The sequence below is a fragment of the Apibacter sp. genome, from assembly GCF_025291155.1.
Taxonomy (GTDB): Bacteria; Bacteroidota; Bacteroidia; order Flavobacteriales; family Weeksellaceae; genus Apibacter.
This window is the reverse complement of the sequence record NZ_JAMBJZ010000080.1, coordinates 1-9,611: the sequence shown is the minus strand read 5'-3', so window position 1 is coordinate 9,611 and position 9,611 is coordinate 1. Positions and strand designations below refer to the sequence as shown.

9 protein-coding genes are annotated in these 9,611 nt (G+C 30.4%); 1 reads left to right on the top strand and 8 read right to left on the bottom strand.

The window, feature by feature from the left end; genetic code table 11:
- Positions 1-411: YqgE/AlgH family protein (locus M3Z80_RS07865; protein ID WP_293919000.1), on the bottom strand; the 411-nt coding region annotated here is incomplete at its 3' end.
- A gap of 51 nt (positions 412-462) precedes the next feature.
- Here M3Z80_RS07865 and pdxH point away from each other — a divergent pair.
- The gene (gene pdxH / locus M3Z80_RS07860; protein ID WP_293918998.1) at positions 463-1,107 is read left to right on the top strand and encodes a pyridoxamine 5'-phosphate oxidase; all 645 of its coding nucleotides are present in this window, start codon (positions 463-465) and stop codon (positions 1,105-1,107) included.
- A 95-nt stretch (positions 1,108-1,202) separates the two neighbouring features.
- Here pdxH and priA read toward each other — a convergent pair whose 3' ends face one another.
- The 7 genes from priA to M3Z80_RS07825 all read right to left on the bottom strand — a co-directional run.
- On the bottom strand, positions 1,203-3,626 hold the full coding sequence (gene priA / locus M3Z80_RS07855) for a replication restart helicase PriA (RefSeq protein WP_293918997.1): 2,424 nt from the start codon (positions 3,624-3,626) through the stop codon (positions 1,203-1,205).
- Positions 3,627-3,725: 99 nt separating this feature from the next.
- A complete protein-coding gene (gene queG, locus M3Z80_RS07850; protein WP_293918995.1) occupies positions 3,726-4,652 on the bottom strand; it encodes a tRNA epoxyqueuosine(34) reductase QueG in 927 nt (308 codons plus the stop codon).
- A gap of 998 nt (positions 4,653-5,650) precedes the next feature.
- Positions 5,651-6,790 (bottom strand): NAD(P)-dependent alcohol dehydrogenase, encoded by a 1,140-nt coding sequence (locus tag M3Z80_RS07845; protein ID WP_293918993.1) that lies wholly within the window; start codon positions 6,788-6,790, stop codon positions 5,651-5,653.
- Between the two features lie 86 nt (positions 6,791-6,876).
- Positions 6,877-7,044: a hypothetical protein gene (locus M3Z80_RS07840; RefSeq protein WP_293918992.1), complete on the bottom strand. Its 168-nt coding sequence runs from the start codon at positions 7,042-7,044 to the stop codon at positions 6,877-6,879.
- Between the two features lie 137 nt (positions 7,045-7,181).
- The gene (locus tag M3Z80_RS07835) at positions 7,182-8,165 is read right to left on the bottom strand and encodes an aldo/keto reductase (protein WP_293918991.1); all 984 of its coding nucleotides are present in this window, start codon (positions 8,163-8,165) and stop codon (positions 7,182-7,184) included.
- 25 nt (positions 8,166-8,190) lie between these two features.
- Positions 8,191-8,769, bottom strand: a complete 579-nt coding sequence (locus M3Z80_RS07830) for an NAD(P)H-binding protein (protein WP_293918990.1) — start codon at positions 8,767-8,769, stop codon at positions 8,191-8,193.
- A 10-nt stretch (positions 8,770-8,779) separates the two neighbouring features.
- Positions 8,780-9,611 (bottom strand): aldo/keto reductase (locus tag M3Z80_RS07825; RefSeq protein ID WP_293918988.1); only part of this gene is annotated, 832 nt, incomplete at its 5' end.

Sequence of the window (9,611 nt, the reverse complement as noted above, 5' to 3'; positions counted from 1 at the left end):
ATCATCATTTGCAATTTCTCTTTCCAACTGCTGGGCCTTCCATCCGGAATATCCAATAAAAAATCGTATCTCTTCATGATTAATTAAATTTTCTCTTAAAGCAACTTTTATATCTTCAAAATCACCAGACCAATAATACTTTTCATTTATAGGTATACCTCCATCTATTATATCAGGACGAGAATGAAGAACAAAAAGATGATCTTGACTTACAGGACCTCCAATATAAACATCTATTTCAAAGTCAATATCTGGTATTATCTCAGATAGTTTTTTTGTATAAGCTTTATTAAGTATAAATCCTATTGCACCTTTGTCTAATTCATAATCCGTAATATAAACAACACTTTTCGAAAAAAAATAATCCTCACTAATTGGTTTTGAAATTAATAATTTACCTTTGTAATCCATTTTTATCCTTTTATAATTTCTTTAAAAATAAAATTACATATTTTTTTAAAAATGAAAGACCTCTCTAATAAAAGAAAAATTTACAACCAAGGATATCTATCGGAGTCAGATTTAAAAGATAATCCTATGGAATTATTTAGAGATTGGTATTTACTGGCTGAGCAAAGTGATAAAATATCTGAGGTCAACGCAATGGCTCTTTCAACTGTAGAAGATAATATGATTCCAAGAACTCGAAGAGTATTATTAAAGCAATTTAGTTGGGAAGGATTTATATTTTATACTAACTATCACAGTAGGAAAGGAAAAGCTATTGAAACTAATCCAAATGTATGTCTTAATTTTTATTGGGAAGATCTTGAAAAGCAAATTATTGTGAATGGAAAAGCAGAAAAACTGCCTGCTAATTTATCAGATGGATATTTTCATTCAAGACCTCTAGGAAGTCAACTTGGAGCCATTGTATCTCCTCAAAGTGAAATTATACCTAACAGAGAATTTTTGGAAAATCAATTATATAAATTAGAAGAATCTACAAAGGATTTAGATGAAATAAAAAGACCGGATCATTGGGGAGGTTATATTGTTAAACCTTATCAAATTGAATTTTGGCAAGGGAGACCTAACCGCTTACATGATAGAATAGTATATATATTACAAGATTTTGATTGGATTATTCAAAGATATGCTCCTTAAACCTAAACAGGGTAATAATATCTATTAATAATTTATTCAATTCACATAACACTGTGTTTCCAAAATCTTAACTATAAAAATATTTCATTTATTAATTAATGAGGATCAACATCTATATCAATTTTTACTGTACGGAAAGATGATACGCTCATCAGCTTATTAACCGCTTCTCTAATATACTTTTTACTGTTTTTAGTTGATTTTATGGACGGATATTTTAAAAGAATTTTATAAATGTATTGATTATTAATTCTAGGAATTAATCCTTCTTCAGGTCCTAAAATCATAGGTTCTTGAACGTAATTTTTTAAATAATCTCCAACCATTATGGCAGCTTTTTTGACTTTATTATTATTTTTATGTTTAAAAGTTAATTCAACTAGCCTGAAATAAGGTGGATATAAATAATCTTTTCGTTCTCTTAAAATACCTTCTCTCGCTAAATTGTAATTATTTTCTCTTACAAAAAAATAAAAAGGATTTTCAGGGTCAAAAGTTTGGATTATTACTTTACCTTCTTCTCTTCTCCCCGCTCTCCCACTTACCTGAGTTAATAATTGCAATGCTTTTTCCTCTGCTCTAAAATTGGGTATATTTAAAAGTGAATCGGCTCGTATGATACCTACTAATTGCACTTCATCAAAATCAAGTCCTTTTGTTACCATTTGCGTTCCGATGAGTATATCAATTTCTTTAAGTGTCATTTTTTCAAATAATATTTCATAGGCGTGTTTACGCTTCATTGTATCAACATCCATACGGGCTATAGTAGCATCCGGAAATAGATGTTTGATTTCTTCTTCAATTTGTTGTGTACCGATACCTTTAGTTTCCAACGCATGAGAATGACAAGTTGGACATGAATTAGGAAATGCAATGGTATATCCGCAATAATGGCATCTCAAAGTTGAACTTACTTTGTGATAAGTAAGAGAAACATCGCAGTTCGGACAACTGGGTGAATGCCCACAATTATTGCATTCTAAAATGGGTGAAAAGCCACGTCGATTATGAAAAAGAATAACTTGTTTATTATTCTGTAAGCAAATATTTATTTCTTCTTGTAATTTATACGAAATGTTAGGTGAGATCGTAGGCTTACGTAATGATTCTATTTCTATATCGGGAAATTTTATTTTACCAAATCTTTCTTTTAATTCAACTAATCCGAATTTTCCCTGTTCATGATTATAAAAACTTTCCATCGAAGGAGTTGCTGATCCTAATAAAACTTTAGCTTCGTTTGAACGTGCAAGTATTTGTACGCAATCTCTTGCTTGATAATAGGGTTTTACGTCAGTTTGTTTATAAGAATTGTCATGCTCTTCATCAACTATAATTAATCCTAAATTTGATATAGGTAAAAATATTGATGATCTTGCTCCAATAAGAATCCTATATTTATTGTTCAATGTATTTTTCCAAACTTCAACACGTTCATTCTGGCTAAGTTTTGAATGATATATTCCTACATCATCTCCAAATCGTTTCTGTATCTTACTAACTAATTGTGTGGTAATTGATATTTCGGGTAATAATAAAAGTGAATTACGAGAATTTTTAATTTGTTTTTCAATGAGTTGAAAATATAATTCAGTCTTCCCAGATGAAGTAACTCCGTATAACAATACAGTCGAATACGTATTAAATTGATTTTCTATTTCTTTTAATGCTTGCTGTTGAGCGGGCGAAAGTACATAAGAATCTTCAATATGATCGTCATATTCATCTAGACGATCCTTTTGCAGTTGAAATTCTTGTAAATAATTTTTTTCAATAAGTGATTTTACTACAGAAGGAGAGGATTCATCTATCAACTCTTTTTTTTGAATAAAAGTAGCTCTCTGCTGTTGCATTTTTATAAATAATAATAAAGCTTCCCTTTGTTTTTCTGCTCTATTTATATTTACTAATGCATTTTTAAATTTTTCAGAATCTTCAAACTGTGGATTTAATCTAAGATAGGTTACTTTCTTAGGTTTATATTTTTCAATAATTAATTCATCTATTTCTATTAAACGTTTGTCGTATAAAACTTTTATTGAGGGAATAATATATTTTTTAGCAAGAAAAGCTTCAATTTCTTTTAAATTGATTGAAGTTTTTATTTCCAAGCTCTGCATAATGAAAGTTTCCTTTTCATCTAATTCTTCCCAAGGTATATTTTGAGTGGTTTTTCTAATAAATGTTTCGCTTTCCAACTTTAAAGCAGTTGGAAAAGCATTTCTATAAACATCTCCTAAAGCACATATATAATAATCTGCAATCCATTTCCAAAATTCAATTAATTTCGGGGTTACTAAGGGATAATCTTCAAGTAGTGAATAAATTTCTTTGGTTTTATATAGTTCGGGTTTTTTATTGTGAATATTTTCTACTATACCCGTATATAATTTTTTATCACCAAAAGGCACTACAACTCGCTGTCCTATTTGAATATGATTTTGTAACTCTTTAGGTATGTGATAAGTAAAAACACCATCTAATGAAAGAGGAATGATTACATTTGCAAACTCCAATTTTTAGTAATTTAAATAACAAAGATACAGATTTTAAGTTTATCCAAATTTTTCTTTTTAGAATAGTAGCTGAATAAAGATCAATATTTAAAATGAGGTTTATAAATTCTTATTGATCAAAATATTTCGATTAAATCCGGAAAATTTAGTTCTTTTTATTGCTGAATTTTTAAATAAAATTTTAAATGTTTCTTCGCTTATATCTTCCCAGTCACTTTTAGTATAGGTCAATAATTCTGGATGTGGGTCAAATCTTGCTTCCTTATGTGGCTTTGAGAACCTATTCCATGGACATACATCCTGACAAATATCACAGCCGAAAATCCAATTCTTTAATTTCCCGTTAAATTCCTCTCCAATTTGATCTTTTAATTCTATCGTTAGATACGATATACATTTTGTAGAATCAATTACCTTATCGGAAATTATAGCTTGAGTTGGACACGCATCTATACAACGGGTACAGCTTCCACAATGATTTGTTGGAAAAGCTTCATCATATACTAAATCAAGATCACATATGATCTCTCCAAGAAAAAAAAAAGATCCTTTTTGTTTAGATAATAAAAGAGAATTCTTTCCTATCCATCCCAATCCAGACTTTTGAGCCCAGGTTCTTTCCATTACAGGTGCAGAATCTGTAAAAACTCGATATGAAAATTGTCCGACTTTACTTTGTATCTCTTGTACAAGTTCTTGTAATTTCTCACGTATTACAAAATGATAATCTTCTCCATAAGCATATTTAGCGATATGGTAAGATTCTGTATTCTGTAATTTTTGAGGGTAGTAATTATATAAGAAAGAAATCACAGATTTTGCTCCATCTACAAGCAATCCGGGATTAAGTCTTTTATCGAAATTATTTTCCAAATATTTCATATTCCCATGATATCCTTCTTTGAGCCATTTTTCTAATTTAGGGGCTTCTTCTTCCAAATATCTTGAACGAGATATTCCACAGCTTAAAAATGAAAATTCTTTCGCTTTCTCTTTTATAAAATATGTTAATTGTTCTTTATTCAAATTATTATGGTTATGCGTAAAAACATAATTTCAATAGTTAAATGTATAAAAATTTATAAATATGTAAATAATAAGGATTAGAATCGAACATATCTTTATTGTATGTAATAATTGATCCTAAAAGTTCATAATTTTTATTTGACAAGAAAAATAAAAAAGATTTTAATATATTGAGAAGCAACACATACAGTCTTTTTATTATGTAGCCCCAGGTGACATACTAGATATTTCATCTATATTTAGTGTTATTTTAATCTCCTTTTCTTCTCAAATATCCTAATATTATTCCTCTTCAAACTTCTTCCATTATTCTTCTGTAAAGTTTTTCCTTTGTAGATTTTATAGGGTTGGTTTGTATCAATCTGGGCTTTAGAATCTATAGATTCTTCTAATTCTTTTTTCTCAAAATGATCTTCTTATTGAGCAAACTTTAAAGGGTATCTTTCTCTTAACATTTTTATTTTTTCCTGAGTTTAATCAAGAGAAAGAGAGGGCTGTTAATTGAATAATAAAACTTTTTAAAGCATTACCTTAACATCTGATAATCTAACAGATTTTTTCACTATATAACACGGCAAATGGTACCTAGCCTACTTTCCCATTAACCAATCCTGACACGCTATACAATAGTATTAATGAAATCGGCTTTCTTGCAGGCATAAAAGATAATCTCAGCTATTATATGGTATGGCATAATTAAATTTGTTTTTATCTGTAAATAATCGATTTGAAAAATTATTTAAGCCGAAATATAACTATTTAGAAATCTGTTTTGTCACTATATAAAGAGTAACTTATACTTTGCATGGTACAAAATGTATGTATACATAAATAGTTCGCGATTATTTTATCTGTTTTGTTAATTCAGATGAATATATTCTCACAAGAAGGGAAATAAAATCAACAGGTAATTGCAATTACTTGTACTGATTCTGCTCCAAATGCTTTAGAATTATTCGTTTTCATATATAATTTGATAAAAAATTTAATATTCAAATTTATTTTAATGTACTCATATCAATTACATATCGGAACTTAACTTTACCATCAAGAACATTTTTATAGGCTTCATTTACGAGTTTTCCTTCAGCTTTAATTATTTGTACTTGGGGATAAATATTATTTCTTATTGAATAATCGACCATTTCTTGCGTCTCTTTGATTCCTCCAATTTGTGATCCAAATATTTTACGATTACCTTGCCAAATAAATTTGTCAAGACTGATTGTTGGCATATTAGCAAAAGCTGGTAATCCTACTATTCCCATCTGTCCGTCATATTTCAACATTTTTAAATACATATTCATATCATATTGAGTAGGAATGGTACTAAGGATAAAATCAAATGAGTTGTTTAAATTTTTCATATCTTCTGTATTGTTTACATTCACATAACGTTTAGCGCCCATACGAATGGCATCTTGACGTTTGTCTTCTGTTATATCAAAAACTGTAACATCCGCACCAAGTGCAACAGCATATTGTACTGCCATATGTCCGAGTCCACCAAATCCTGCAATGCCTACTTTATCTCCATTTTTAACTTCTGCATACTTAATGGGTGAATAGGTTGTAATTCCTGCACAAAGCAAAGGAGCAACCTTTTCCATTTGTGCATTTGCTGGTATTTTAATAGCAAAATCTTCAGCTACTACATAATCTTTCGAATACCCTCCTTGCGTATGTTCATTGTTATTATATCTGTCAATACCATGATATGTCATTATTGGTCCTTGTTCGCAATATTGTTCGTGATCATGTTTGCAGGCTTCACAAATTCGGCAAGATCCTATCATACAGCCTATACCTGCATAATCTCCTATTTTAAATTTTGTTACATTCTTCCCAACTTTTACTACTCTTCCTAAAATTTCATGTCCGGGAACCATTGGAAACTCTTCCTTTCCCCAATCAGAATGTACATGGTGCAAATCGCTATGACAAATACCTGCATATAATATTTTTATATGTATATCATTATCTCCAATAGCATGACGTGAAAATTTGTATGGTTTTAAAACTCCGTTTTTTTCAAATACGGCAAGACCTTTGGTTGATATATGTTTTGTATTTTGAGCATTAACAGAAGTTAATATTACAAGTAATCCGATTATAGTAAATATTATATTTTTTTTCATTGTTTTTATTATTTTAGGTAATATTTCATTAAAACAGTTTATAGCATTCAGTATTCTTGGATAATCTACATACGGTATTAATTGATTCATAAGATAAACAAGCGTTTGCCTATATCTTCCAAATTATTATTGGCCTTAATATGTCCTTTTTTTATTTGAGATTCTATTCCTCTTAAAGCATAAGGAAAGAAATAATTGCCATCTCTCGTATTTTCATATCTAATCTGTTTGTTGATATGTAATAGCCAAAGCAATTAGCAGAAAGGTATCTCTGTATATGTAATAAATCTTTTAGAAATTTTTTATACATAGTATCAACTGCTTCTGCTCGAATAATTTCATTTTATAATTATAAAATTTGATACAAAAAATTACTCCGAATCTTATTTTATTATAAACCTGTTCTTTTTTCAAGTTCTTTAGGATAACGTTCTCCTTCTATTTTAATTTTTGATAGTGCAGCATTTATATTATGCAAGTTATCGGCACTTAGTTGAATTTCAGCTGCATTGTTATTTTCCTTCATGCGATCTTCTTTGGTTGTACCAGGTATGGGTACAATCCATGGTTTCTGAGCTAATAACCATGCTAATGAAATTTGTGCAGGAGTTGCATTTTTTTCTTGCGCAACTTGCTCTAGTAAATCTATAAGTTTCTGATTAGCTTCAAGGTTTTTTGTGGTGAAGCGAGGAACGATGTTACGAAAATCTCCCTTTTCAAAAGTTGCATTTTTTTTAATTTTACCAGTAAGGAAACCTTTTCCTAACGGGCTGAATGGTACAAGTGCAATACCTAATTCTTCAAGCGTTGGAATTAGTTGTTCTTCGGGTTTCCTCCACCATAAAGAATATTCGCTTTCTACTGCTGTTACCGGTTGTACGGCATGTGCTCTTCTAATGGTTTCTACTCCTGCTTCTGATAATCCCCAATGTTTTATTTTACCTTCTTTTATGAGTAATTTTATTGTTTCGGCAACTTCTTCTATTGGTGTATTTACATCTACACGGTGTTGGTAATATAAGTCTATATAATCAGTTTTTAATCTCTTCAACGACCCTTCTACAGATTTACGTATATGTGCAGGGTTACTATCCTGAATTTGTTTTCCATCTTCTAATTTAATACCGAACTTAGTTGCTATCACTACTTTATCACGTATTGGAGATAAAGCTTCTCCTACTAGTTCTTCATTTGTATATGGGCCATATATTTCTGCTGTATCAAAGAAAGTAACACCATTATCGTAGGTGGCTTTTAAGAGTGAAATACCTTCTTGTTTATTCAATGTGTTTGCATATGCATAATTTAGTCCCATACAACCGAATCCGATTGCTGAAACCTCAAGCCCACTTTTCCCTAATATTCGCTTTTTCATTTTTTTATGTTTTTAAGTTTAGATTTTATTTTTTAACAGTTGGTTTGCTAATTCCTAGATTTTCATTTTTATATAATTCAGTATTTTCTATAATTTTTGCGATAAATGCCGCAATGCTTCTTCTAGAAATAGATGTTCCTGTTTCAGGTTCACCTTTATAAGTAATGGTATAATCCACTTCATCTACATTGGTAAACCAATCAGGACGTAAAATGGTATATATCAATCCTGACTTTTCAATTATATCCGCAAGTTTCCTGTATGGTTTTAGCACAGACTTCAATGGTGAATCGTAAATACCGATAGAACTAATGGCTATAATCCTATTTACATTATTTTCTCGCATGGCTCTTACAATATTTTTAGTCATTGGCTCCAAATCGGCCGCAAGATTGAGATATACAATATCCTGTCCGGATATTGCTTTTCTTACTTCTTCATAGTTCATAGCGTCTCCTTCAATCACAATGACGTTTTCTGAATTGTGCAACTTTTGTCTATTTCTCATAAACAGAGTAAGGGAGATTCCATCTATTGAAGATATTGCATTAATAACAAATTTTGCAAGGCTTCCTGTTGCTCCAATAATAATTACTTTTTTCATATATGTTTATTTATTCGGAAAGTGAAAGCAGATCATCAGATAATCTTGCTCCTTGAATTTCTATTTTTGAAAGACCATTTTCTATTTCTCCCAAATCTTCTTTTGTAAGATCAACATTTACAGATTGTATATTATCGTTGAGATATTCTATTTTATCCATTCCCGGAATGGGAACAATAAACGGTTTTTGTTTTAACAACCAAGCTAGCGCAATTTGAACTGTAGTAACTCCTTTTTTGTTCGCAATATTATTTAACAGATCAACTAAAGGCATGTTAGCTCTTATAGCTTTGGGTGTAAACCGCGGAAAAGTTGCACGCAAGTCCGTTTCTGCATCAAATGTGACATCAGCTGTGATTTTACCTGTAAGAAATCCTGTACCTAATGGTCCCCAAGGTACAAATCCGATACCTAACTCTTCGCATAGGGGAATAACTTCCAATTCCGGTTCTTTTGTCCAAATAGAATATTGATTTTGAACTGCTGTTACTGGATAAATCTTATGTGCTCTTTTGATGGTTTTAGCATTTGCTTCCGATAAACCGAAATATTTTACTTTTCCTTGTTTTATCAGTTCAGATACAGTTTCTGCAACATCCTCAATAGGTACGTTCGGATCTACACGGTGCTGATATAACAAATCAATATAATCGGTTTGTAACCTTTTTAGCGATTCGTTTACTACTTTTCGAATATGTTTAGGTTGACTGTTTACTCCTGTTTCTGATATCATACCAAATTTGGTAGCAAGAATAACCTCTTTTCGGATTGGTTTTAAAGCTTTTCCTACTAATTCTTCATTCGTAAACGGACCATACGCTTCAGCTGTATCAAAAAATGTA